Source organism: Prosthecobacter fluviatilis, assembly GCF_042655725.1.
GTDB lineage: Bacteria > Verrucomicrobiota > Verrucomicrobiia > Verrucomicrobiales > Verrucomicrobiaceae > Prosthecobacter > Prosthecobacter fluviatilis.
The window spans coordinates 199206-223332 of sequence record NZ_JBHSMQ010000002.1 but is presented as its reverse complement, the minus strand read 5'-3'; the positions used below and the strand labels follow the sequence as shown (position 1 = coordinate 223332).

26 protein-coding genes are annotated in these 24127 nt (G+C 60.6%); 17 read left to right on the top strand and 9 right to left on the bottom strand.

Features of this window, described 5'->3' with window-relative positions; genetic code table 11:
* Positions 1 to 11: 11 nt before the first annotated feature.
* Positions 12 to 290, top strand: a complete 279-nt coding sequence (locus tag ACFQDI_RS06120; RefSeq protein WP_377164500.1) for a pentapeptide repeat-containing protein — start codon at positions 12 to 14, stop codon at positions 288 to 290.
* Positions 287 to 808, top strand: coding sequence for a GNAT family N-acetyltransferase (locus ACFQDI_RS06115; RefSeq protein WP_377164498.1), 522 nt, complete (start codon positions 287 to 289; stop codon positions 806 to 808). The genes ACFQDI_RS06120 and ACFQDI_RS06115 overlap by 4 nt, the downstream gene beginning before the upstream one ends.
* Positions 809 to 1014: 206 nt before the next feature.
* On the opposite strand, the gene ACFQDI_RS06110 is transcribed toward ACFQDI_RS06115, so the two are convergent.
* The 3 genes from ACFQDI_RS06110 to ACFQDI_RS06100 are packed head-to-tail and all read right to left on the bottom strand — an operon-like array spanning position 1015 to position 5427.
* Positions 1015 to 1875 carry a DUF6671 family protein gene (locus ACFQDI_RS06110; RefSeq protein ID WP_377164496.1) on the bottom strand — a complete coding sequence of 287 codons (861 nt, stop codon included), beginning with the start codon at positions 1873 to 1875 and terminating at the stop codon, positions 1015 to 1017.
* Complete coding sequence (locus ACFQDI_RS06105; RefSeq protein WP_377164494.1) at positions 1857 to 4040, bottom strand: DUF2309 domain-containing protein; 2184 nt, start codon at positions 4038 to 4040, stop codon at positions 1857 to 1859. The genes ACFQDI_RS06110 and ACFQDI_RS06105 overlap by 19 nt, the downstream gene beginning before the upstream one ends.
* A gap of 25 nt (positions 4041 to 4065) precedes the next feature.
* Positions 4066 to 5427, bottom strand: coding sequence for a proton-conducting transporter transmembrane domain-containing protein (locus ACFQDI_RS06100; RefSeq protein ID WP_377164492.1), 1362 nt, complete (start codon positions 5425 to 5427; stop codon positions 4066 to 4068).
* A gap of 104 nt (positions 5428 to 5531) precedes the next feature.
* On the opposite strand from ACFQDI_RS06100, the gene ACFQDI_RS06095 reads away from it, so the two are divergent.
* Entirely contained in the window at positions 5532 to 6374 is an 843-nt protein-coding gene (locus ACFQDI_RS06095; RefSeq protein WP_377164490.1) for a LysR substrate-binding domain-containing protein, read from the top strand.
* A 205-nt stretch (positions 6375 to 6579) separates the two neighbouring features.
* Here ACFQDI_RS06095 and ACFQDI_RS06090 read toward each other — a convergent pair whose 3' ends face one another.
* From ACFQDI_RS06090 to ACFQDI_RS06080, 3 genes are all read right to left on the bottom strand, one after another.
* Positions 6580 to 7065, bottom strand: a complete 486-nt coding sequence (locus ACFQDI_RS06090; protein WP_377164488.1) for a hypothetical protein — start codon at positions 7063 to 7065, stop codon at positions 6580 to 6582.
* Between the two features lie 57 nt (positions 7066 to 7122).
* Positions 7123 to 7356 carry a hypothetical protein gene (locus tag ACFQDI_RS06085; RefSeq protein ID WP_377164486.1) on the bottom strand — a complete coding sequence of 78 codons (234 nt, stop codon included), beginning with the start codon at positions 7354 to 7356 and terminating at the stop codon, positions 7123 to 7125.
* A gap of 235 nt (positions 7357 to 7591) precedes the next feature.
* Complete coding sequence (locus tag ACFQDI_RS06080; RefSeq protein ID WP_377164484.1) at positions 7592 to 8083, bottom strand: hypothetical protein; 492 nt, start codon at positions 8081 to 8083, stop codon at positions 7592 to 7594.
* A 154-nt stretch (positions 8084 to 8237) separates the two neighbouring features.
* Here ACFQDI_RS06080 and ACFQDI_RS06075 point away from each other — a divergent pair, with 154 nt between their 5' ends.
* From ACFQDI_RS06075 to ACFQDI_RS06055, 5 genes are read left to right on the top strand one after another with little or no spacing between them, the layout of a single operon-like run.
* Positions 8238 to 9209 carry an alpha/beta hydrolase fold domain-containing protein gene (locus tag ACFQDI_RS06075; protein WP_377164482.1) on the top strand — a complete coding sequence of 324 codons (972 nt, stop codon included), beginning with the start codon at positions 8238 to 8240 and terminating at the stop codon, positions 9207 to 9209.
* A gap of 5 nt (positions 9210 to 9214) precedes the next feature.
* On the top strand, positions 9215 to 9826 hold the full coding sequence (locus ACFQDI_RS06070) for an FMN-binding negative transcriptional regulator (protein WP_377164480.1): 612 nt from the start codon (positions 9215 to 9217) through the stop codon (positions 9824 to 9826).
* A complete protein-coding gene (locus tag ACFQDI_RS06065; protein ID WP_377164478.1) occupies positions 9826 to 10290 on the top strand; it encodes an OsmC family protein in 465 nt (154 codons plus the stop codon). Before ACFQDI_RS06070 ends, ACFQDI_RS06065 begins: the two co-directional genes overlap by 1 nt.
* Before the next feature lies 1 nt (position 10291).
* The gene (locus ACFQDI_RS06060) at positions 10292 to 10951 is read left to right on the top strand and encodes a GNAT family N-acetyltransferase (RefSeq protein WP_377164476.1); all 660 of its coding nucleotides are present in this window, start codon (positions 10292 to 10294) and stop codon (positions 10949 to 10951) included.
* Positions 10948 to 12075, top strand: coding sequence for a prenyltransferase/squalene oxidase repeat-containing protein (locus ACFQDI_RS06055; protein WP_377164474.1), 1128 nt, complete (start codon positions 10948 to 10950; stop codon positions 12073 to 12075). The genes ACFQDI_RS06060 and ACFQDI_RS06055 overlap by 4 nt, the downstream gene beginning before the upstream one ends.
* 3 nt (positions 12076 to 12078) lie before the next feature.
* Here the strand turns inward: ACFQDI_RS06055 and ACFQDI_RS06050 are convergent, their stop codons facing one another.
* A complete protein-coding gene (locus tag ACFQDI_RS06050; protein WP_246437989.1) occupies positions 12079 to 12861 on the bottom strand; it encodes an AraC family transcriptional regulator in 783 nt (260 codons plus the stop codon).
* A 78-nt stretch (positions 12862 to 12939) separates the two neighbouring features.
* Positions 12940 to 14376 carry an FAD-dependent oxidoreductase gene (locus tag ACFQDI_RS06045; RefSeq protein WP_377164471.1) on the bottom strand — a complete coding sequence of 479 codons (1437 nt, stop codon included), beginning with the start codon at positions 14374 to 14376 and terminating at the stop codon, positions 12940 to 12942.
* A gap of 109 nt (positions 14377 to 14485) precedes the next feature.
* Here ACFQDI_RS06045 and ACFQDI_RS06040 point away from each other — a divergent pair, with 109 nt between their 5' ends.
* From ACFQDI_RS06040 to ACFQDI_RS06020, 5 genes are read left to right on the top strand one after another with little or no spacing between them, the layout of a single operon-like run.
* Entirely contained in the window at positions 14486 to 15355 is an 870-nt protein-coding gene (locus ACFQDI_RS06040; RefSeq protein WP_377164469.1) for a helix-turn-helix transcriptional regulator, read from the top strand.
* A gap of 55 nt (positions 15356 to 15410) precedes the next feature.
* A complete protein-coding gene (locus ACFQDI_RS06035; RefSeq protein ID WP_184339340.1) occupies positions 15411 to 16109 on the top strand; it encodes an orotidine 5'-phosphate decarboxylase / HUMPS family protein in 699 nt (232 codons plus the stop codon).
* Between the two features lie 20 nt (positions 16110 to 16129).
* Positions 16130 to 17155 (top strand): zinc-binding dehydrogenase, encoded by a 1026-nt coding sequence (locus ACFQDI_RS06030; RefSeq protein ID WP_377164467.1) that lies wholly within the window; start codon positions 16130 to 16132, stop codon positions 17153 to 17155.
* Between the two features lie 19 nt (positions 17156 to 17174).
* Positions 17175 to 18131 (top strand): hypothetical protein, encoded by a 957-nt coding sequence (locus ACFQDI_RS06025; protein ID WP_377164465.1) that lies wholly within the window; start codon positions 17175 to 17177, stop codon positions 18129 to 18131.
* A gap of 54 nt (positions 18132 to 18185) precedes the next feature.
* Positions 18186 to 18863 carry a hypothetical protein gene (locus ACFQDI_RS06020; RefSeq protein ID WP_377164462.1) on the top strand — a complete coding sequence of 226 codons (678 nt, stop codon included), beginning with the start codon at positions 18186 to 18188 and terminating at the stop codon, positions 18861 to 18863.
* A gap of 18 nt (positions 18864 to 18881) precedes the next feature.
* On the opposite strand, the gene ACFQDI_RS06015 is transcribed toward ACFQDI_RS06020, so the two are convergent.
* On the bottom strand, positions 18882 to 19499 hold the full coding sequence (locus ACFQDI_RS06015) for a type II secretion system protein (RefSeq protein ID WP_377164460.1): 618 nt from the start codon (positions 19497 to 19499) through the stop codon (positions 18882 to 18884).
* Positions 19500 to 19610: 111 nt separating this feature from the next.
* Between ACFQDI_RS06015 and ACFQDI_RS06010 the strand changes: the two genes are divergently transcribed.
* The 4 genes from ACFQDI_RS06010 (at position 19611) to ACFQDI_RS05995 (ending at position 24083) form a co-directional block, all read left to right on the top strand.
* Complete coding sequence (locus ACFQDI_RS06010; RefSeq protein WP_377164457.1) at positions 19611 to 20999, top strand: FAD-dependent oxidoreductase; 1389 nt, start codon at positions 19611 to 19613, stop codon at positions 20997 to 20999.
* Positions 21000 to 21006: 7 nt separating this feature from the next.
* The gene (locus ACFQDI_RS06005) at positions 21007 to 21807 is read left to right on the top strand and encodes an SDR family NAD(P)-dependent oxidoreductase (RefSeq protein WP_377164455.1); all 801 of its coding nucleotides are present in this window, start codon (positions 21007 to 21009) and stop codon (positions 21805 to 21807) included.
* A gap of 9 nt (positions 21808 to 21816) precedes the next feature.
* Complete coding sequence (locus ACFQDI_RS06000; protein ID WP_377164453.1) at positions 21817 to 22704, top strand: sugar phosphate isomerase/epimerase family protein; 888 nt, start codon at positions 21817 to 21819, stop codon at positions 22702 to 22704.
* 140 nt (positions 22705 to 22844) lie between these two features.
* A complete protein-coding gene (locus tag ACFQDI_RS05995; RefSeq protein WP_377164450.1) occupies positions 22845 to 24083 on the top strand; it encodes a serine hydrolase domain-containing protein in 1239 nt (412 codons plus the stop codon).
* The last annotated feature ends 44 nt before the right edge of the window (positions 24084 to 24127 follow it).

Below are 24127 nucleotides of genomic sequence, written 5' to 3'. Positions count from 1 at the left end.
CCTCACCTGCCATGCCCCCCAAAACTGAAAACGCCGACCTAAGCAACGCCGAGTTCCTCAACACCCGGCTCAGCTCCGCCATCTTCAACGACGTCAATCTCTCAGCCGCCCGGTTTGTGAACGTCAACCTTTCGTCCTCACACCTCGAAGACGTCAACCTCACCGGCACCATCATTCGCAACGCCAACTGCTCCCACATGAGCATCGAAGACGCCTGCTACGAAGGCATGCGTATCGACGGCATCCTCGTCTCCGATCTGCTGCACGTTTATCGAAACCAGTCGTCATGAGTGCTCCCCACACCGCCTGGCACCTCACCACCGCACCAGACACCTCATCCCCCGGCTGCGACCTCGTCCGCCAGTGGCTGCGTGAGCACAATTGGGCGGTGAATCCATCCTTCATGGTGCAGCTTCAACAACCGGAACACGCTGTCCGCCCCCTCATCATCCTCGCTCATTCCGGCGATTCCGTCATCGGCGGCCTCTTCGCCGAAACCCAGCTCTCCTGGCTGCGCATCTCCATCATGTCCGTGCATCCCGCACACCGCTCCAAAGGCATCAGCGCCGCCCTGCTAGCAGAAGCCGAACGCCTCGCCCTCGAACGCGGCTGCAAACACGCCTATGTCGACACCATGGACTATCAGGCCCCGCAGTTTTATCTGGCCCACGGCTTCGAACAAGCCGGCCACATCCCCGACTGGGACTCGCACGGACACTCCAAAATGTATTTCACAAAACAGCTTCCTCTGCCGCCCTCTGCCCGAAAGGATTGTGATACCTCGCACGCTCATACCGCGATCCATTGAAAACAGGTCGATTCTCTTGCGTCTCAAACGCACCTCCCTGCTCTAGCCCCAAAGGGGCGTCGGACTCAGCCCAGGGCGCCGCGAGGCACGAGCAAGCCCTGGGTTCCCTCACGAAACATCGGGGAAAGCAAAACCAGTGCCTTCTTCACGCTCCGTGCCCTCCAGCAGCGTCTTCATCGCACCACCGCCACAGCCGCCCCGTCCGCTCACCAAATCCTCGCTCGCCCCTCCACAAGGCCTCCGGTGCCCATCCTCTCCTCATGGCCGCACTTCGCACATCCGTGCACTTCTGCGCTCCCCACCTCCACGCCACCCGCACACTCACCACCGTCCATTTCCGGCAGCAGCTGCACTCTTCCCCAGCCAGGCGTGCGGCATTTCGGGCACAGCACGGCCAGCCGCTCCGCCAGCTTGCACCCCAGCTCCGCAATCACCTCCATCCGCGTGGGGTTGAAAATCGCACGCATGTCCGTCTCCACCCAGGCCATCCGGTCGGCGGAATGTTTCACACACTCCCTGAACGCCGGCTCCAGCGCCCCCGCTGAATCCACCCCCTTGAACACTAGGTTTGAATCCACGCTCCGATTCGGACGCAGGATCAGACCATGCGCCGGAAACAGCGCCTTGGCCGCAAACTCCCTCAGTTCCTCCATCGAACCCACAGCCCTCATGGAAAAATTCGTTTTCGCACTCAGGCAAGACAGATGCAGTTGAAACCCATGCTGCCGGTCGATGAAATACAGCACCTCAAAATCGCTGGCTCTCCCTGCGAGAAATGGATGCGGCCCAAAGCTCCCCTCGCTCGCCAGCACAAATTTCACCTTCTCTCCCAGTCGCCGCAACGACATCTGGCACTTGCGCCGGGCACACTCGATCGCGTTTCCCGCGCGTGAGCCCGTGCTCGGAAAGCTGCCCAGCAGATCGGTGTCCACCGGACATTCGATCATGCTCGCCTTTAGGGTGTTCCAGAAGGGCGCGGAGAGCGCACCGGACTTCGCATGCTTCGTGCTCAGCACGATGCAGCTCCCCTCATACACCCGGCACAGTTTCAAAGGGCGGGTTTCCATGTCAGGTCCCGGTTGAGATAGTAGGTTGTGCGGTCATCCGGCTCGATGCAGGCCAGCTGCACCCACCCGTTGCCAAACAGCTTCTGCAGCACCGCCTGCGCCTGGATGATGCTGTCCAGCATCGCGCGCGGCGCATACACCACCGCCATCAGCCTTTGCGGCTCATGGTAGGCCTCCTCGTCGCTAAGGTGCACTGACTGCAGCGGCAGCCCCGTCATCAGGTCGCTCGCGTTCCCCTGCATGATCCCCATTTTCCCCGTGATGTTTTTGGTGATCTTGCTGCCCCCGCCATATGCCACGTTGTCCAGCGTCGAGAAGAGGTATTGCGTGTTGATCCACTCGGCCACCACCATCGGTGCCGTCAGGATCACCGTCAGCGCCCGCCCCTCGCTGTCCTGCGTGTAGTCGTAGGAGTGCAGAAAGCACCGCCCCTCCAGGTTCACCCCGGCGGTGATGTCACGCGGTGCCACGATGAAGGCGGCGTTTCTCGCCAGCCCCCATTCAGGCCGCACCTGCGCCCAGTCCTGCGCCCGCAGCCAGGCATGGTGCGCGTTGCCATTCTTCACATTCATCTGCTTCAGCCTCTCAGCACTGTTGATCTGCCGCGCCTTTTCCAGATCCTCCCGCAGCTTCTGGATCGCAGCATCATTGGCGTCGCAGAAGAGGGTCACTTCATCCGTCGTCGTGTTGTGCTCGGCCGCATAAAAGCGCGTCCCCTCCGGAATCTCGATCCCCTGCTTCGCCAGATGGCTCCGCACCTCGGCGCGGTTCATGATCCCCGCCAGGATCCGCGCGTTGCTCGCCCCATGCCGCCCGCCGCAGGCGCCGCAGTCCAGCGCCGTGGCATACGCGTTGTTCTGCGTCGTGCTCCCATGCCCGCAGAAGACCACCACCGGCGCAAAGTGGCGCGTCAGCCCCATCGTCCGCAGCGCCCCTTCCGCATACGCGCACTGCTCCGCCGTTGAGATGCTGTCCAGAGAGGGCTCCACTTCCGCTGGCTTCCGGATCATCCCGGACGCGGCCGTCCTGAGCTTCGTCGCCGCCTGCGGTGCCAGGCTCCTCAGCCCCATCCACACGCCGCTCGCCATCCCCATCGCCTCCACCAGCGCAAAGGGCGTGGTAAAGGTGTATTTCACAGACTGATACAGCCGCTTGAATCCGCTCAGTCTCTCATGGCCCTGGCGCTGCGCATGCAGTTCTTCATGCCCGCAGCAGCAGGGAGACTCCACCACCTCATGCTTCGGCGTCAGCAGCACCGGGCACGAGGCATGGGTGTCACCGGTCACCGCATCCGTGATCTTCACCGGCACGCCGAAGAATCCGGCAAACCCCAGCGTCTGGTAGTCCCCGGTGGACTCCAGCGCCCTCCGGAAAGGCTCGGAGCGCACGTCGATGCAGAACACCATCTGCGCCTTGGGCGCATGCGCCGGCTTGATCGGTTGCGCCGCCAGCTTGTCCAGCAGCGGCTTGCGGTATCCCTTCTCCGCCGCCTGCATCTTCACCAGCGGGCTCTCTGCCTTCTCCGCCTTTTTCAGCGCTTTGGCATGCCATTGCAGCAGTCCTTGGGCTTCCGGCCACAGCAGGCTGGTGATGACCAGCCGCATCGCCAGATAGTCCGTCTGTGTCACCGGGTGCGCATGGTCCGCCTCCAGCCCCGCCCATTCGGTGCGGTATTTCACATAGGCCGCCCAGCCCGGCAGCGTCGTCAGCATCAGGGTCGCAAAGGTCGCCAGTTCGTCATCCTCGATGCCCAGCCTGTTCAGGCAGTCCGCCGCCGCCTCTTCCGCGCTCTCGGGCAGAGCCTTCAGCCTTGCCTGCTTGTCCTTGTTGTGGCCATGCAGCTTGCTGTCATGCACCGCCAGCTGTTTCCAGGCCGCATACAGCCCCTGGCTCCGCAGCGGCATGGCAATCGTCGCCTGCCCCTGGTCAAAGAAGGCCTGCAGCCATTTGATCGTCTCGCGGTTCACCGCCAGCATCTCCTCTGGCAGGTCTGCTTGCTGAAAGCTCGCGGCTCCCGCTTTCAGCGCCTCTTCGATCGGCCTGTCCTCCAGACCTTGCAGCGGGTTCACCGCGATCAGGTTTTTCAGCGGCCAGAAGGGCGCTATTTTGCCAAACGCTTCTTTCGTCAGTTCGGCGGGGTGGGGTGGTTTTGTGGCAGTTTTCATGTCAGCTTTGAGTGGGTTCAGGGGTTTAGGCTCCTTGGATCGTTGGTTGATACTGGTAGTGGTTGCGGTGCGTCGTCACGGTGCTTGGGTGTGGCTGGCTGGCATTTAGTGCTGTGACATAATATTTCATCGCCCATTCATGGACTTGGCTGTCCGTCTTGCCTCGTGGCACCATCAGCATCGTCAGCCAGGCCGCTGCCAGCACCACGCATCCGGCGATGTGCAGCCCGTTCAGCGGCTGCGGCTGCATCAGCTCCATCGTTTCCATCTGCGCCACAATCAGGTGCACACTTCCTCCGTAGGCCAGCCCGGCGCAGATCGCCGCCGCCAGTGCCAGCGGCAGGCCCTTCAGCGGCTGCTGCCTCACCATCGGCAGCGCAAACTGGCTCGCCGCCAGAAAGGCCGCCACCATCAGCACCAGCGTCGAGTCTCCGGCGCTCCAGGACTTGCCGCTCGCGTAGCCAAATCCCAGGCTGCCCACCACACCGCAGATCAGCGCGCAGATCAGGCTGAGCAACTTCGGCGGGTAGTTGGGGTCCAGCCTTTTCTCCTGCGCCGCGCCACCGCTCGCCAGGAAGAGGTAGGCTTTGAACATCCCATGCCACACCAGGTGTGCCACCGCAGCAGGGAACAGCCCCAGCCCGCACTGCGCCAGCATGAACCCCATCTGCCCCATCGTCGAGCAGGCCAGCATCCGCTTCACATCGCTTTGCATCAGCTTCCACAGCGTCCCCGCCAGCGCGGTGATGATTCCAGCCACAAAGATCACGCTCAGCAGCCCGCTGTGCTTCAGGTAGAGCGGCGCAAACCTCGCCAGCAGAAACCCGCCCCCGTTCACCAGCCCCGCGTGCATGATCGCCGAGACGGGCGTCGGAGAGTTCAGCGAACTCGTCAGCCACCGGTGAAAGGGCCAGATGGCCGACTGCGTCATCGCAGCCACCAGCAGCAGCACCAGTGCAGGAATGATGAGACTCGACTCATTCGGCTTGTGCAGCAGCGCCTGGATGCTCGTTTCTCCGCTCGCCTGGTAGAGCAGCCAAAAGGCGGCCGCCATGCATACTGCGCCGAGCGTATAGTTCTTGGCCGCCAGCACTCCCGAGGCCCGCGCCGCCCTCCAGCATGTCTTATGCACCATCAGCCGCACCAGCAGCAGGTTGCTCACCATCCAGGCCGCCAGCAGCACCACCAGGTGGTTTGCGCTTACCATCACCGCCAGGGTCGCCACCAGCAGGCCTAGCTGGATGAAGAAGGCGCGGTATCTCGTGTCCCCCTTCAGGTAGCGGCCGGCAAAGCTGCCGACACACACACCGATGAATACCACCAGCGCCACCATGATGGCGGCCAGGGGGTCCGGATACAGCAGGGCTTCAGCTTGTTCGTGCGTCATGTTCATGTGTGTGTATTAGTTTTTCTTGGCTTACACCGGACACATATTAGCCTTGATAATATAAGAAAAGATCATTATTCTTATACATCACATTAGCTATTCTAATGATCTTCGACACCATCACCCTCCAATGCTTCATCGCCGTCGCTGAAACCGGCAGCTTCACCCGGGCCGCCGAGCGCGTCGGCAGAACCCAGTCGGCTATCAGCCAGCAGATGACCAAGCTCGTCTCCCTCCTCGGAAAGCCTCTCTTCGTCAAAGGCAGGCAGTTCGGCCTCACACCTGAGGGCGAAATCTTCCTCGGCTACGCCCGGCAGATCTTCGCCCTCCATCGCGAGGCCCTCGACCGCTTCACCACTCCCGAGCTCGAGGGCGAGGTGCGCTTCGGCCTGCCGGAAAACTTCGCCAGCGTGTACCTCTCCGAGGTGCTCGCCGACTTCTCTCGCATCCACCCCCGCATCCTTCTCAACATCGAGTGCGATCTCACCCTCAACCTCTTCGATCGCTTCAAAAAGAAGAAGTTCGATCTCGTGCTGGTAAAAATGAACCGGCCCGAAGACTTCCCCAACGGCCTCGATGTCTGGTCAGAGCCTCTCAAATGGGTCGGAGACCCCATTCTCATCAACCGCAAAAAACCCGTCCCCCTCGTCCTGTCTCCGCATCCTTGCGTCTATCGCGCTTCAGCCATCAAGGCCCTCGAAAAAGCCGGCCGCCCCTGGCGTCTCGTGTTTTCCAGCCCCAGCTACGCAGGCACCGTCGCCGCCGTCAAAGCAGGCATGGGCATCAGCGTCATGCCCCACACCATGATCCCCCCGGAGCTTCAGGCCGTCGATGCCTCACTCCTGCCAAAACTCGCCGACACCCACGTCTCCCTCCTCAAACACCGCGCCGACAATCCCGCCATCAACACACTGGAGGAATTCGTCCTCAAGCGCCTCAAGCACTGACATCATCCCCTGGCGGCCATCTCTCCTCCCTCATCGGCACCAGTTGCAACGTCAAAGAACTTGAAGGCAACCTCGCTCCCTTACCGCCTTTGGCAGCCGCAGGCCCGTTCGTGTGCACGGCTGCGATTGATTGTTGCAAGGAACTGTCCATGACAGGACACTAAACACTGGCCCTCAACCCCGTGTTCATGACACGCTTCCAGGCTCATCCGATTCTCAGGTGTGGATATAGGCCCCCTATGTTCTCATCGAGTCGCTCCATGAGATGTGAATACTCATCCTCCGTCAGTCCTAGGTCAGTCAGAAGGTGGCGATCGACTACCAGACGCCCTCTCCGGTGCAGAAGCAGTTGTAGCCTCCCGCGATACCCCCGGCCAGACAGCGAACCAATCTCTGCCCATGGATAGAAGCGACGGCCATAATGCACTCCCTGTGAATCGATCCGCAACTCCACGCGAAAGTCGGTCAGATAGTATCGAGTCAGCATGGCGCCGAGAAAAGCGAAGAAACTCAAGAAGCCCATGGGTAAGAGGCCAAATAAGAGCTTCCTGGGATCATGCCAGACGGCGACCCACTGCGGGAAAAGGCGGACAAGAAAGAACGAGCAGAACGCGAACAACGCCATCCCCGTGATCAATACGGGAAGACGCCGGTAATGGCAGGTCCCAGTGCAATAGACTTCGTGGGTCATGGTGATCATGTTGAGTGGAGCGGACGGAGAAAAGCTGAGCGGCGACTGCTGGCCGGGTTAGGCCTTGTGGCGTTCATCTCGCTGCCAGCGATAAAAAGTATAAACCGCCTGCACAATGACAGCGAGCAAGAGAACCCCATAGATGCTCAGCGACCAGACTGTGCCATCTGGAGGATCAATGACAATGAGCAGAAGCAGGAACACAGAAGTCCAAAGCGTGCGGATGAATTTTTGGCGGTAGGAAAGCCGCCAATACGAAAGAGAATGCCCTTGGTCGTTGTCTTCGTTCATGGGGGGGCGTGCTTCATGATGACCTGACGTTCGGCTCAGGCGACGGCGGGTGGGGCTGGAGCGGCATAGCTTGCAGAAGGCAGCCCGAAGGTCACCGCTGGAGTCACAGTCCACCGTCGATCACATGACGAGTGCCATACGAGCCCCCTGCTTGCATCTGTTTTGTTCGGCCAGTGTGAATGGGTTTCAGCGTTCGGTGCGCCAGCGCTAGGATGGAACCGGGGATGTCAACTGATCAGCCTTTGTGCCATTCGGTGCCGTCCGCGAACTTCACCCAGATGGGGGTTGTCGTGATGCGAACTGTTCCATCGGGAATCCACGCATCATCCAAACCAACAACTGCATCGTCCTTGGCCTCGGGAGCGAGCAAGGGATCGGCCGGTGGTTCCGCGCCTGTCATGCCCCACTTGTGAAGATCTCCTGTAATGTCTTTGCCTGCTTGATCGAAGCACTGATACTCGAACTCAATCCCGTTGATGCCTTTTTGGGTCTGGTTGACGATTCCGACTTTCGGTAGCTTTGCTCCTTCCACTTTCACCATTGCAATGAAACTAACGGTAATGGGAGCATTGGCGGCTGCAGGCACCGGAGCGGCCTTGAGCTCAGTCTTGGACTGCGTGGTGACTTCTGGTTTGTCTGCTGATGCCGGGACCGACGTCGTATTTGATTTGGAGCAACTGCAAATGAGGAAGACAAGGATCGAAAACAAGCTGTTTCGAGTGAACATAAGGCGAAGAATGGAAGGAGTTGCCGAACTTCTTGATGAGAAACAATTCTGTCGAGCACGTCAACAACATCACGGGGCACAGATTTGTCGAGTACCAAGGGGGGCAGGTTCATGGGAGTTGCTTCTGACGCACCCACCCCGTACTCTGCACGCTATGAAACACCTTCTTCCGCTCGTCCTCCTCGCGACATCATCCGCATGGACCCAGGACCTCTCCGCCCAAAAGCACAACGTCCAAAACACCGCAGAGAAAAATCAGGTCGAACTCCACCTCGACCAGCCTTACGCCGCCAATGACAACCCCAAGCAGAAGGTCGATCTCTACCTCCCTAAAAAACGCAACACCGACAAGCCCCTCCCCGTCGTCGCCCTCATCCACGGCGGCGGGTGGGTCAACGGCGACCGCCTCGGTTACGCCGCCGCTGCCATCCAGTTCGCCCGCACCGGTGACTACGCCGCCGTCGCCGTCGGCTACCGCCTCACCAAGGAAGCCCACTGGCCCGCCCAGATCTACGACTGCAAGGCTGCCATCCGCTGGATCCGCGCCCATGCCAAGGAGTTCAATCTCGATCCTGACAAGATCGCCGTCATGGGCAGTTCCGCCGGCGGTCATCTCTCTTCCCTCATCGGCACCAGTGGCGATGTCAAAGAACTCGAAGGCGACCTCGGCCCCAGCACCACCTTCAGCAGCCGCGTCCAATGTGTCATCAACCTCTGTGGCCCCGAAGACTTCACCCAGGCCCTCATGTTCGACAAAGACAATAAGCCCGTCGTCAAAGACGACGCCGTCTCCGGTCTCCTCGGCGGCACCTATGAGGAAAAGCATGAGGTAGCAGTCGCCGCCTCTCCAGTCACCTACGTCACCGACGACGATCCTCCCTTCATCACCTTCCACGGCACCGCCGACAAACGCGTCGCCTTCCTCCACGCCGAAGCCATTCATGCCGCCCTGAAACAAGCTGGCGTCCCCTCCCTGCTCATCCCCATCACCGACGGTGGCCACGGCTCCGTCAGCCATCCCGACGTCATGGTCCGCGCAAAAATCTTTATCAGCAACACCCTCCGGGGTGAAAACGCCACCATCGACATCACCGCCATCCCCGCGCTGCCAGAAAAGAAAAAGTAGGCCCCATGTACACCCCCGCCCACTTCCAGATCGACGACCTCGGCACGCTCCACGCATTCATCCAGCGCCACAGCTTCGCCACCCTCGTTTCACAGGAGGGCGGCGTCCCGCAGGCCACACACCTGCCGTTTTTGCTGAATCCGACACAAGGCGGGCACGGAATTCTCCTCTCCCACATGGCCCGCGCCAACCCCCAGTTGTCGCATTTCACCAACTCCGAAGTCCTCGTCATCTTCACCGGCCCCCACGCCTACATTTCCCCGGCCTGGTATGCCACCCAGCCCGCCGTCCCCACCTGGAACTACACCGCCGTGCATGCCTATGGCATTCCACGCATCGTCACGCAGCATGACCGCTTCGCCCAGATGCTGCACGACCTCGTCGAACTCTACGAATCTGGCCGCCCCAACCGCTGGAATGGCGAACTCCCACCCGAATTCCGCGACGCCCTCATGAAAGGCATCGTCGGCATCGAAATCGAAATCACCCGCCTCGAAGGCAAGTTCAAGCTCAGCCAAAACCGACCAAAAGATGCACAGTCTGTCATCGCCATGCTCGAAAAAAGCACCGATCAGACCGATCGCGAAACCGCCCAGATGATGAAGGATAGCCTCTGATGTCCACCCACACCGCCACCATCCGCTGGAAAAACCAGGGCCCCGATTTCCTCAGCCGCCGTTATTCGCGCGAACATGCGCTCCATTTCGACGGCGGCGCTGTCATGCCAGGCTCCCCTTCCCCGCACATCGTGCCCGCCCCATGGTCCAATTCCGCGGGTATCGACCCCGAGGAGTTGTTCGTCGCCTCCGTCTCCAGCTGCCACATGCTCTGGTTCCTCCACGTCGCCTGCGACGCCGGTTTCCTCCCTGAAAGCTACGATGACGCAGCAGAAGGCATCATGACGCAAAATGAGCGCGGCGTGATCTGGATCAGCCGCATCACCCTGCGCCCTAAAATCATCTGGGGCGGCGAAAAGCAGCCTTCTGCAACTGAAGTCTCGCACCTGCATCATCTTGCCCATGAGCAGTGCTTCATTGCCAATTCCATCAAAACAGACGTCATTGTTCAGCCAGAAAACTGACATGAAACCTCAGCCCGCCCCCCAGATTTTCGAAGGCCGCTTTGTCACCCTCACACCGCTTGATGTCGCTGCGGACTTGGCAGAACTCTACACCATATCGCATGCAGACGCAGCAGCCACACCCACGCTCTGGCGCTACCTGCCCCGCGGCCCCTTTGCCTGCGCTGAAGAACACGCCGCCTTTCTCCGTGAATGGCAGGCCACGCCCAATGTCATCGCCTTCACCGTGCGCGCCACAGGCACCCGTCAGCCACTGGGCAGCATCTCGCTCATGAGCATTCGCGCAGAGCACGGCGTGGCAGAGCTGGGAAACATTTGGTATTCACCAGCAGCACAGCGCACCAAGACCAACACCGAATCCTGCTACCTGCTGCTGCGTTACTGCTTTGAGCAGTTCGGCTACCGCCGCATGGAATGGAAATGCGATGCACGCAATGCCCCCAGCCGCGCCGCCGCCCTGCGCCTCGGTTTCACCTTTGAAGGAATCTTCCGCCAGCACATGATCATCAAGGGCGAAAACCGCGACACCGCCTGGTTTGCCATGCTCGACCACGAATGGCCGCAGATTGCCACCGCGTTCCACCGCTGGCTGTATGAAGACGATTCAATTCCCCTCGGACGATTAATTGCAGAAAGTCGCAGCGTACAGGCTCGTGCATGAAGCACGCCCTTTTCCTCCTGCTGGCCACCTCCATGGTTGTCGCCGCTGACCCAAAACCCAAGCCCGAGTTTCAATACAAGACCGAAGGCATCCAGGTCAGCATTCCCACAGCAGACGAGCCCCGCGTGAAGGCATTCGGTCCCGACACCATCAAGGCCGCCGCCAAATACCTCGATGACGGGGCCATCTGCTGGGTGCGTGAAAAGACCTGCGTCAACTGCCACACCACCGGCCCCTACCTCAGCGAGCGCCCCGCCCTCTCCCGACAGCTCGGCCAGCCTCTGGAGGAAGTGCTGGCAGACTTTGTCAAAACCGTGCCCGCTGAGGTCAAGCCGCAGAAAGAAACGGAAAAAGATGGCATCAAATACTACGGCGGCTCCTGGACCAGCATCTGGCGCTCCCTCGGCCTCGCCGAATGGGACAGGCATGTCACCGGCAAACTCTCCGCACACACCAAGCGCTCCTTGCACGAGATGCTCATGCGCCAGTCTGCCGATGGCTCCTTCGTCAGCTATGGCGAGGTCGAAATCCCCCACATCACCACCGACTTCGAGCTCACCCTCCAGGCTGCCCGTGCCGTGACCGCCGCGCCCGGCTGGCTATCCAGCCTGAAGGATGCGGAACTGCTCGCCCGCATCGAGAAAATGAAGGCATGGCTGCGCACTGCCGAGCCGAAGAACGACTACGACCGCATCCTGCGTCTTCAACTGGCACACTACATGCCAGATGTCGTTCCGCAGGCGCAGCGAGATTCCGCCCTGGCCCTGCTTTCGTCCAAACAGCACGCCGATGGCGGCTGGTCACTGCGCGACATGTCCGCGCTCAGCGACTGGCATTTCAAGATGAGCGACACTGTGGTGAAGCTCGTCAGCAACCTTCCAGACGCCGCCAAACCGGAGAGCGACGCCTACATGACTGCCTTTGCCGTCGTCCTGATGCGTCAAAACAACATCCCCGCCAGCGATGAGCGCATCCAGCGCGCCATCGCCTGGCTCAAGCAGGAGCAGCGTGTCTCCGGCCGCTGGTGGATGCACTCGCTCTACCGGGGCAACTACCACTACATCACCTACATAGCCACCGCCCAGGCCCTCAAGGCGCTGGCATTGTGCGACGAGCTGCACTGAGTTTCATCTTCGTGCACGCCGATACGCCGCTGGCGACTCGCCCATGCGTTTGCGGAAGTGCTGGGTGAAGCTGCTGGCATCTACAAACCCGCACTGCTGCGCGATCTCGCTGGCCGTCATCGTCGTCCGCTCCAGCAGCTGCACCGCGGCCAGCACCCGTGTCTTGATCAGAAACTCCTGCGGCGTGATGCCAAACGCACTCTGAAACCGCCGCTGCAGCTGGCGCAGCGACTGCCCGCAGGATTTGGCCACATCTTCAATCAGCAGCGGCTTGGCGTAGTCATGGCGGATGATTTCCACCGCCTGCGCCACGGTTTGGAATACCGGCAGCCTGCGCTCGGCTTCATCCGGACGCCTCAGCGTTCCCATCACGCCCTGAATTTTCCGCCTGCGGTCAAAAAGCGGCAGCTTTGTCACCAGAAACCAGTCCGGGATGCCTTGCGAGTCCCACCACAACTCCACCCGCTCGATCACCTCCGCCTTGCCGGCCAGGAGGCGCTTGTCGTCATCCACATAAGCCTGCGCCATGGTGTCCGGGTTCAGGTCAAAGTCCGTGCGCCCGATGATCTCGGAATCGTCCGGCATCTGGTAGCGCTGCATCAGCCCCTCGCTGGCAAACATCAGATGCCCGGCCTTGTTTTTGGCAAAGAAGTACACGCCCGGGATGTGGTCAAAAAGACGCTGAAACAGCAGTGTTGGCTCCAGCGCGGCCATCCATGCGGCCCGTTGCCTCCTCCAGCGCACGATTTCCGCCGCAGAGCGCTTGGGACGCTCGCGGGGTCTCAAGGGTGAGTCGGATCGCCTTGGGGTTGTCACGCAAAGCAGGATGGCGTGACGCAGCCCGCATGCAACAGGCCTGCGGCCTCAGCGTGCGATCTTTTCCAGCATCGTGCGGCAGTCCTCCCAGGCCACTTCATGAGGCTGGCGCTTGTTCAGTGCGGCCAGTGCCGCAGTCACACCGGCAGCCTCCCCCATTGCCACAGCATTGCCCGTCACGCGGTAGCTCGCATGGGCCACAAAATCACCGCTGATGCAGCGTCCTGCCATCATGAGGCCGTCCACATCCTTGGCGATCAGCGCACGCAGCGGAATGTCATACGGCGTGAATTTTTGCACGCCTCCACGTTCAATGGTCAGCTTGTCATTGTCCGCCTTGCTCTTCGCATGAATGTCCACGCCAAAGGTCACGCGCGCCACGGCATCGGGGTGCCGCGCGGCCTGGGTCAGATCCTCCTTCGTCACCACATAGCGGCCATGGATCCGCCTTCCATCCCGCACGCCTATCTGCTCCGCCGTGGCCACCACCTGCAGGCCGTCCCAGACCCCGCCCAGCTTTCGCAGCGCGCGGGTGATGGTGAAGACCTCCCTGCGCGCACGCACCGTGGCGGTGGTCATGGCGTCGGCGTCATCCGGGCGAATGCCGTATTCATGGTTCAGCATCAGCAGCACGATGTTGTCGCGCACATGGAAAATGGTCGGCATGCCGTAGGAGGGATCCACACCGGCGCGCTGGATTTCCGCTTTGAAGTTGGCTGTTGCCTCCACGTGCCATTTGAGGTCGCCCTGATAAAACGAGATGTATTTCCCCATCTGCGTCACATCCCGCACCACCGCCAGCGCGTTCATGGTCAGAGGCTGGCAGGCGCACTCTGCCGACTTGTCGTCCTGCGCCATTTTCCCCAGATCCCAGCTGCAACCCGCCAAGGCTCCGAGAACGCCATCGCCCGTGGTGTCGATAAACACCGGAGCCCGCCACGCCTCCCGGCCCGAGCGTGATTCGGTGATGACGGTAGTAAGCTGCCTTCCCTCGCGATAAGCTGCCACCAGACGCGTGTGCAGGCGGAATTTGACACCCGCTTCGCTGCACAGATCCTCCAGCAGCAGCTTCATTTCATCCGGCTCATAGACAAAGCGCCCCGCATCCGTGCCCCGACGTGCCCCCCGCTCATCGAGCAGCCGCCGGATCTCCCGGGTGAAGCCCGGCTTGTCGAAATCAAAGATCCAGGTCAGCAGGCCCGCCGTCCACACGCCGCCCAGGCAGCCGTTCGTTTCAAACAAACGCACCCGCGCGCCTGACCGCGCCGCGGCAACTGCCGCCGCCACACCCGCAGGCCCGGCACCGCAGACGATGACATCCGCGTCGTTTATCAGCGGCACAGTCCGGCTGGGCTCATCAAATGCCCCGGCATCGACTAGTCCCTCAGCAGCAGACACCCATGTGGCCGCAGGCAGCACGGCCGGACCTGCGAGTGCAGCGCGTAGAAAATGACGGCGGGAAAAATCAGCAGGCGCGGGCTTCATGACAGAGAAAGAATGGTTGGTTCCAGGGCGGCGAGTACGCGTTGCAGTCTGCGGCTTCCGCCCCCAGCTTCCCAGCCCAAGTTGTTAACAAAGATAGCACAAACGAAACATGCCCGACGCCCACGCCCCTGCCGGCCCATGGCCCACATGGATCCGCCGCCTGCTCAGGCGCGGCTGGCCCCGGCGCGTGCACTTGGCCCTGGAGTCCGGCACTCCAGCCCTGCGCGGCGGTCTGCCTGTGCATGATAGCCCGCGCTTCTCCATCTGCCTCGCTGGCACCGGGCGCTACATCGTCTTGCGGCAGCAGAAGCAGGAAATCATCACGCTCCAGCGCGGGGACGCCATCGTGGCCGCGCCGCAGGCGCTGATGGAGCCCCACGCATCGGCGCGCTATCTTGCCATCGGTTTCGTCTTCACGCCGGAAATGACGCGTTTTCTGCTGGCCAAAAAAGGCCCTGCGGGGCACCGGTTTCTGCAGGCTCATCATGCCTCACGGGCGCTGGATGAGGATGGGCGGCACTTTCTCCAGGCCCTGCAAAACCGCCGCCACTCACCACCCGAGGACCTGGCCGCGCGCCGCCTCGTGGAGCTGCTGCTCATCATGGCCGCTGAGATGGCCGAGCTGCCCGAGCCGCCTGCCTCGGCTGCTGGAAAGGCGCGCTTCACCTGGCTGGCGGCCTGCCGGTTTTTACAGGAGAACCTCCATCACCCCATCGGCAGGCAGGATGTCGCCAGATTCCTCCATCTGCATCCCAACCACGTGTCCCGGCTGTTCCGGGAGTTTAGTGGTCAGTCGTTTCTCGATTTTCTGCTGCAGGCGCGGCTGGAACGCTCCCGGCCCCTGCTGAAGGACCCGCAGCTCAACATCACCGAGATCGCCCATGCCTGCGGCTTCCGTGATGCCAACTATTTCATCCGCTGTTACCGGCGCAAATTCGGCAGATCCCCCGGCCAAGACCGCCTGTCGCATTTCGAATAATCTTTGTCGTGACGCAGATGCACGGTTCTGCATTAATCTGCACTCACAACCGCCCATGAAACCCATCGTTCAAATCTCCCTCGACCTGACGAACATCGACGAAGCGCTCGAAACCGCCGCCTTGGCCATGCGTGCTGGTGTCGACTGGCTGGAGGCCGGCACGCCGCTGATCCTCGCCGAAGGTCTGCACGGTGTCCGCGCCCTGCGCAAGGCTTTCCCAAACACCCCGATCGTGGCCGACCTGAAGACGATGGATGGCGGTTACCTGGAGGCCGAGATGATGGCCAAGGCTGGTGCCACCCACGTCGTGGTCATGGCCCGCGCGCATGCTGAAACCGTCAAATGCGTGGTCAAAGCCGGCAAGGACTTTGGCTGCAAGGTCATGGGAGACAACATGATCTCTGAAGACATGGTCGCCGGAGCCAAGTGGCTGGAGGATCTGGGCTGCGATTATGTGATTCACCACATCGGCTACGACGAGCGCCGCGGCATCGCCGCCGCTGGAAAGCGCATGCCCAGCCCGCTGGACCAGCTGCGCGAGGTGGTGAACGCCGTCAAAGTGCCCGTGCAGGCCGTGGGCGGCCTCAGCCTGGAGCAGGCCATCCAATGCCCGAAGTATGGCGCTCCGCTGGTGGTGCTCGGCGCTCCGCTCACCATCGACGCCGACGCTTTCAAAACGGCGGATGGCAATCTTGAAGCCTCCCTGCGCATGATTTGCGAGGCCGTGCATGCTCAGGACGTTCCTGCTTTCTAATTCCACCTCTTTCCAACCCCATGAAATCCGCCGCCGTCGTCAATTACGCGCCTGAAAAAGGCTCCGTCGAAGTCCGTGAAATCGAAACGCCAACCATCGGCAGCGAGGACGTGCTCCTCGAAGTGGCCAATGTGGGCGTCTGCGGCTCCGACCTCCACCAGTGGACCGCCGACCACTCCTGGCCGGTGAACTACCCCGTCGTGCTTGGCCATGAGTTTGGCGGACGCATCGTCGAAATTGGCAAGGATGTGGAAGGCTGGAAAGTGGGCGACCGCGTCGTCTCCGAAACCGCCGCCATCATCAGCCCGAACAACCCGATGACGAAGCGCGGGCTCTACAATCTGGACCCGACCCGCAAGGGCTTTGGCTACGGCGTGAATGGCGCCATGACGAAGTATGTGCGCGTGCCGAGCCGCATCCTGCACCATGTGCCGGACCAGCTTCCCTTTGAGCAGGCCTGCCTCACCGAGCCCTGCTGCGTGGCCTACAGCGCCGTGGTGAAAAACGCCCGTATCGAACCCGGCGACCGCGTGGTCGTTCTCGGACCAGGCACCATCGGCATTCTCTGCGCTGCCATGGCACGCCTCTGCGGTGCACAGGTGGCCATCGTCGGCCTGCCGCAGGATGCACACCGTCTGGAAATCGCCAAGCAGTACGGCTGCGAGGTCATCATCGGCGATGCCAAGCCCTGGGCCACCGCCCGCGACGGCCTGGGTTGCGATGGAGTCATCGATGCCGCAGGTGCGAGCATCACCCTGAAAATCGCGCTCGACATCGTGCGCCCTGCCGGATGGATTAGCAAGGTGGGCTGGGGCCCTCAGCCTTTGGGCTTCAACCTCGACCCGCTGGTGCAGAAAAACATCACCCTCCAGGGCAGCTTCAGCCACAACTGGCCCATCTGGGAACGCGTCATCGCCCTGCTCAGCAGCGGCCAGTTTGACGTGAAGCCCATCATCGGCGGCGTCTGGCCCGTGACCGAATGGCACGAGGCCTTTGAGAAGATGCACAAGGGCGAGGTCGTGAAGAGTGTGCTGCGCCCGGTGTAATCCCCACACTTTTCATCTCATGAGCTTTCGACTCCTGGCAGCGGCAGCGCTGTCCGTCTGTGGCTGCATGGCCTCAGCTCAGGCACAGACTCCCGAGCCCTCGGTGTGGATCAGTCCGCCGGGGCAGGACAAGTGCCTGGCCTTCCGGCAGCTTTTTGAGCAACCGGACGCATGGAAGGAAACGAGAGCGCATATTGATGTGCTGTTCATCACGGACCTGAATCTGCAGCGCCACTTCAGCGATGACGAACTGCGCAAGTGGTTCGGCATGATGAAGGAGTGGAAGCTGCGGCTGGCGATGGAGGTCGGAGCGGTAAAGCCCTGGGGCAGGACCGGCGAAGCGTGCTTCAATGCCGAGCGCAAGAACTGGGAGCGTCTGCAAAGCCTGGGGGCGAATCTCTACGCCATCGCCATGGACGAGCCGCTGGTCTGCGCCCGCGAGCAGATCCACGAAAGCGATGAGTATGCGATGAAGGAGACCGCCAACTACATCGCGCTGGTGCGAAAGCATTTCCCGGATGTGCTGATTGGCGACATCGAGGCCTACCCGTCTGCCAGCGTCGAAGAGCACAAGAAGTGGATCGAAGGACTGCAGCAGCAGCTGGCGGAAAAGAAGGTGCGCGGACTGGACTTTTACCGCCTGGATGTGGACTGGCTGCGCTTTAACGTGCAGCAAAAGGGCTCCTGGAAGGGGGTACGGCAGCTTGAACTCTACTGCCGCCAGAAGAAGCTGCCCTTTTCTCTGATCTACTGGGCCTCCGGCTACCCCGGCATGCTGAAGCGTGGGCTGGCAGATGACAGCACGTGGTACACCTCCATCATGCAGCAGGGCTATGACTATGCCGCCGTGGATGGCAGGCCGGACCAGATGGTGATCGAAAGCTGGGTGAGTGCGCCTTCCAAGTGCCTGCCTGAAACCGGTGAATGGACCTTCACGCGCTCAGTTTTGGACTTTGTGAAGAAGTTCGTGAAATAGCTTGTGTGATGGGAGGCGGCCTGCCGTACTTTTCTCTCTCATTCCACACCAACCATGAAATCGCTTCTTTGCCTCGCCCTGCTCTCCACGGCCGCGTTTGCCGTTGATTATCCCCGTGTCATTTTCTCAGACGACTTCGCCACCGACGGTTTCGGCAAGGCCTGGGGCCACTACAAGAGCTCCAGCGTGGTGAAGGGCGGCGTGCTGGTGGGCATCACCGCACCAGAGTCGGATCATGCTGCGGTGGATGTGATCCGCATCGCTCCGGAGACCGATCTGGAGGTGTCTGTGAAGTTCCAACTGGTCAGCGATCAGGCCAAGGGCTTCAACATCTGGCTGGATGACAAGGACTACAAAGGCTCCCACGCGGGGCACATTTGCAGTATCTCAGTGAATCCAAAGGCAGTCGTGGTGGCCGATGCCAAGACCGGCACTTTCAGCAACGACATCTACACACGCAAGAAGGCGGTGCCGCCGACGCTGACCGCCGAGGACAAGGCCAACATGCAGAAGTGGACAAAGTCGACACCCACCACGGTGTCTCTCAAGGAGTGGCACACGCTGACCGTGCGCACCCATGGCGACGTGGTGGAAACCAGCATTGACGGCAAGGTTGTCAGCACCTTCCAGTCCCCGGGCGTCGCGCATGATCACAAAACGGTGGTGAGCCTCACCACCAACCGCGTGGACGTGATTTACGACGACTTCAGCATCAAGGGAGTGGCGAAATAGTCAGCGGCCGATTCAGGCTCACCAGTTTTTGATCCATTTGGCACCGAGGCTTGCATTGGCCTCGGTGTCTTTGCTTATGGCCATGATGTTTTTCATGTCCTCAGCGTAAGACCATAGATCGTAAGTGGCATTGATGGTGTTTTTCTTTTCGGCGTCGGCCTTGACGTATTGAAAGGGACGCCCGAAGGCATCGACAAGGATGTAGCTGTCACCCACTTTGCGCCACATACCCTCCGGCATGTCCGGGATCATGGCATGTTTGATTTCGTCCGTGCTGACCTGGCCATCCGAACGAGAGTTATTATTATTGCCGGGAGATTGAACACCTTTGATGGCATCGGAACCATCGCCCCGAAGCGCCTGATAGAGGCATTTGGCAGCACCGATGCGATACACCTTTCCAGGCATGATCTCGGCTGTCTCTTCGGAGTTTGCAGGCTCTGGATATTCACCGTAGTGCTCATGATAGCGCTCCAGAGCAGACTCGATCATCTCCTTTGTGCTTTGCGTCACCTGCCGTTTGGAGGAACCTGGATTCCAGTTGCCGACCACCAGCGCCACAAGAAGGACAATGAGGCCGATGACAACGAGCAGCTCAATCAATGTAAAACCATGGCCTTTACGGATGATTTTCATGGAAAAATGATATGCGAAGCCCGGGATTTGCCCAAGCTTAAAATCACTGACGCATTTCACACAGACTTTGTCGTGGAACTGACTGATGAAATTCCGTTAATGATCAGAGTCATGAACCCCAGCCCAACCAGCAATGACCAAAGCACACGACGTGCCTTCGTGAAAGCATCTGCCGTCGCGGCGGTGGCACCGATGGCGTCTGCACAGCAAGCGAACACCAAGGCGCCGATGCGGGAGATCGAGACGGATGTGCTGGTGTGCGGCGGAGGCTGCGCAGGCACGGCGGCGGCGCTCAGTGCGGCACGCAATGGCGCGAAGACGCTGCTGGTGGAAAAGGCCCCCTTTGCGGGAGGCATCATCACCAGCGTGGGGCTGCCCTATTTTGACGGCATTGCAGACATCAAGACGCACCGTGTGGTCGTGCGTGGCATCGCTTTGGAACTGCTGGCCAAGACGGGCGTGTGCAAGGCGGATGCAGAAGAGATCAAGCCGCACAACCCAACGATTCCGAACACTTTTGAATTCAAGGTGCTGCTGGACCGCGAACTGCAGGCCTGCGGCGACAAGCTGACTGTGCTGTTCAATTCCTTTGCCTGCGATGCCGAGTCCTCCAACGGCCGCATCACCTCCGTGGTGATCGCCAACAAGGATGGGCTGGTGCGAATCAAGCCCAAGGTGGTGATCGACTGCACCGGCGACGCTGATGTGGCGGCCTGGTCGGGTGCGCCGACTGAGCAGAGCGCCGAGGTGCAGCCTCTGACCTTGCATTTCCGTATCGGCAAAGTGCAGAAGGTGCCGGACATTGGCAAACTTTGCCGCGCCGCACTGGTGAAGGCGCAGGAGCTGGGTGAACTGCCGCATTTCTACGGCCCGGGTGTGATGTTCATGTATGCCAATGATGAGATCTACATCCACGGCGTGCGCGTGCCAGCCAACCCAACCGATGCCGCCGACCTGAGCCGTGCCGAAATGCAAGGCCGGGCTGATGCACTGGCCATGCATCGTGCGTGGAAACGGGACATTCCCGCCTTTGCAGACTCGTATTTCCTCGAAGCGTATCCGTGGATCGGCGTGCGCGAGTCGCGCCGCCTGATCGGCCAGCATGTGCTGAATGAGAAGGAAGTCATGCAGGGCCGCCGGTTTGACGACGCCATCGCCACCGGCTGCTGGTATCTGGATCTGCACCCGAACAAAACTGTGGTGGGCAGCGCGAACGACTTCAATCCGGAGAAGGTGCAGCCCGGGCCCTATGACATCCCCTACCGCTCGCTGGTGCCGCAAAAGATTGAAAATCTGCTCGTGGCAGGCCGCTGCCATAGCGCCACACGTGGTGCGCATGCCTCCACCCGCGTGACCGTAACTGCCATGGCGCTGGGGGAGGCCGCAGGATGTGCGGCCGCCATGAGTTTGACCGAGAAAACCGCCGTGGCCTCGCTGAATGGTCAGCGTGTGCGTGAGGCCCTCACCCGGCAGAATGCCGGCCCTTTTACTGATTCCTAAAAACAACATGTCCCGTCTTCAAAACAAAGTCATCATCGTCACCGGCAGTGTCACCGGCATCGGCAAAGCCATCGCCAAACGCTGCGTCGCCGAAGGAGCCAAAGTCATCATCCACGGTCTGGAGCAGGATCTGGGAGAGCAGACCGTCGTGGAGCTCGGTGCGGAAAATGCCACACTCGTGATCAAGGACTTGGCGGACGAGGCGGCCCCGCAGCTGCTGGTGGATGCCGCCGTGAAGGCCTTTGGTAAACTGGATGCCGTGGTGAACAACGCCGCGCAGGTGGGCACGGGCAACATCCAGACCACGGATGGCGCGTGGTTCCGCCGCATGCTGGAGATCAACTGCGTGGTGCCCTATCTGATCATCCGTGCTGCATTGCCGCATCTGAGCGCAACGCATGGCAGCATCATCAACATCGGCAGCGTGAACGCCTACAGCGGCGAACCCAACCTGATGCCTTACAGCGTGAGCAAAGGCGCCCTCATGACGCTGACCCGCAATCTGGGCGACACGCTGATGCGTGAAAACGGCGTGCGCGTGAACCAGATCAATCCCGGCTGGGTGCTGACCGAAAACGAAGCCAAGCGCAAACGCGAGCACGGCCTGCGCGAAGACTGGTACGCCGACCTGCCCAAGGTTTATGCTCCTGCCGGACGCATCCTCTGGCCCGATGAGATCGCCGCGTGCGCCGCGTGGCTGCTGGCCGACGAGTGCGGCCCAATCAGCGGCCAGGTCTTTGATCTGGAGCAGCATCCCTTCATCGGCCGCAATCCGCCGAAAGACGCCTCGACCATCCCTTCCAAATAACACCCCACCATGCCCAAGCTCGCCGCCTTCCCCAAAGCCTTCATGCAGGCCCTCTGCAAAGAAGGAACCATGACCGTCTCCGAATGGATCCAACTCGCCTCCAAGCTCGATGTACAGGGCCTGGAATGGTATGCCGGGTTCCTGGAAATGGCCGATGAAAAAAACTGGCCGCGTTTCCGGAAGGAAGTGGAAGATACAGGCCGGGTGATCCCGATGATGTGCTGCTCCCCCGATTTCACGCACCCGGATGCAGCCTTCCGCGAAAAGGAGATCGCCAAGCAGAAACGCTGGATCGACATGACTCACACGCTCGGCGGCTCGTACTGCCGGGTGCTCAGCGGGCAGCGCCGCCCGGAGCTGTCGATTGATGAAGGCGTCAAACTGGCGGCCGATTCCATCTACGCCTGCCTGCCCTATGCGCAGGAGCGCGGCATCACGCTGATCATTGAGAACCACTACAAGGACGATTTCTGGGAGTATCCCGAATTTGCACAGAAGATGGATGTTTTCTGCAAGCTGGTGGATGCGGTGAACCATCCAAATTTTGGCGTGAACTACGACCCGTCCAACACCTACCTGGCGGGAGAAGATCCGGTGGAGCTGCTGAAGCGTGTCTCGCACCGCGTGGTGACGATGCATGCCAGCGACCGTTATCTGGCGGAAGGAACCATCGAAGACCTGCGCAAGGAGGAAGGCGGCGCCATGGGCTACGCCAAGCGCCTGCGCCACGGCGAAATCGGCAAAGGTCTCAACGACTATGACGCGATCTTCACCGAACTGAAGAGCAAGGGCTTCAATGGCTGGATCAGCATCGAAGACGGTGTGGATGGCATGGAGCAGCTAGCGCGCAGCGTGGAGTTCCTGAAGAAGAAGATCGCCCAGTACTGGCCGCAGTAGGCTGCTTCTGCACACCCGTTTTGATGATGAAAATGAATCCCACCCATCCTCTGGGAGGCTGTTCCCTGCTTGTGTCTCTATAACTCGGTCCCACAAAGCTCAGCCGCAGTCTTCGCTTTTATCTCGCCTTAAATTAGACCATGAAACTTCTCACCTTTCTCAGCCTTTTTGTCCTCGCCTCACTCTCGCATGGCGAGACAAGCTCCAGCCCGATCAAGCCAGTGCTGGAGTCGCTGGTTGAAAAGCACATCGCCCCTGGTGTCGTCACTCTGGTGGCTGGCAAGGACAAGGTGCTTGAGATCGAAGCCACTGGCTATGCCAGCCTGGCCAGTGAGACGCCGATGCGGGAGGATGCGGTGTTTTGGATCGCTTCCATGAGCAAGTCGCTCACCGGTGCAGCACTGATGATGATGGTGGATGAGGGCAAGGTGAGCCTGGATGATCCGGTGGAGAAATACCTGCCTGAATTCAAGGGGCAGCAGGTGAAGGATGCAGACGGAATCCTGCACATGCCGAAGCACCCGATCACCGTGCGCGAGGTGATGTGCCATACGAGCGGCATGGTACTGGCGAATGAGAAGGGCCTCAAACAAACGCAGTCGCTGAAGGACAATGTGGCGCTGTATGCGAGGTTTCCGCTGCGTCAGGAACCCGGGACCAAGTACGAGTACAACAACTGCGGGATCAACACGGGTGGCCGGATTATCGAAGTGGTCAGCGGCATGAGCTATGCTGAGTTCATGCAGAAGCGACTGTTTGAGCCGCTGGGCATGAAGGACACGACCTTGTGGCCGAATGAAGAGCAGGCTGCTCGCTTGGCGCATACGGCACGGTTCACGACAGACAAGAAGGGGCTGGAGGAGATCAAGCAGGACAAGGATGTGGAGCAGCGCATCATCGATAAATGGAGCGAAGGCGTGCATGTGCCGCGGGCTGTCACGGCGGACATGGGAGCAGGCATCGCATTCAACTATGCCAAACATTATGGCGAGCCTGCAGGCGGCTTTTTCTCCACCGCCACGGATATAGGCACCTTTTGTCGCATGCTGCTGAATGCTGGTGCGCTCGATGGCAAACGCTACCTTTCGGAGAAGGCGGTCAAACAGTTGTCCTCCATCCAGACCGGAGACACCCCGGTGAGCCCCGATTCGGCTTATGGCGTTGGATTCTCCATCAAGCTCAAGGATGATGAGGGCCCGAGCGTCGGAAGCTTTGGTCACCGTGGGGCGCGCCGCACAGCCATGTGGATTGATCCGAAAAACGAGATCGCCATGGTGATCCTAGTGGAGCGCTTTGACATGACCGGCGAGGAGCAAAAGATCATGTATGGCGGCTTCATGAAGGCGGCGGTGGCTGCGTATGGCAAAGCTGGAAAATGAGCTGCAGCCAGCGAAAGTCCGTCGTTCCGGTGCAGACTTCAGCC